Source organism: Pantoea sp. E956-1 (assembly GCF_982223955.1).
Window position 1 is genome coordinate 1 of the sequence record NZ_CEUYZP010000066.1, and the last position, 452, is coordinate 452.

Consider the following 452-nt stretch of genomic DNA (forward strand, 5'->3'; position numbering starts at 1 on the left):
AGGCCCGAAGGTCCCCCTCTTTGGTCTTGCGACGTTATGCGGTATTAGCCACCGTTTCCAGTGGTTATCCCCCTCTATCGGGCAGATCCCCAGACATTACTCACCCGTCCGCCACTCGTCACCCAAGGAGCAAGCTCCTCTGTGCTACCGTCCGACTTGCATGTGTTAGGCCTGCCGCCAGCGTTCAATCTGAGCCATGATCAAACTCTTCAATTTAAGTTTGATTTGCTTAAACAAGTTAAGCGGTGCTCATCTGTAAAACGTCATAATGAATTTCATTATGTGTTCACTCGTGAGGCTTGATATTTTTTACGTCCGGAGACGCTGATATCAATCCTGCGAGTGCCCACACAGATTGTCTGATAAATTGTTAAAGAGCAGTGCGAACAGTGCGTTAGCGTCCTGTCGCGAGGTGGCGTATATTACGCTTTCCTCCTGCAGAGTCAACCTCT

1 rRNA gene is annotated in these 452 nt (G+C 49.3%); it reads right to left on the minus strand.

Annotation, left to right across the window (positions count from 1 at the left end):
- Positions 1-216 (minus strand): 16S ribosomal RNA (locus AC0T7J_RS25280); the annotation flags it as partial.
- Positions 217-452: the final 236 nt, after the last annotated feature.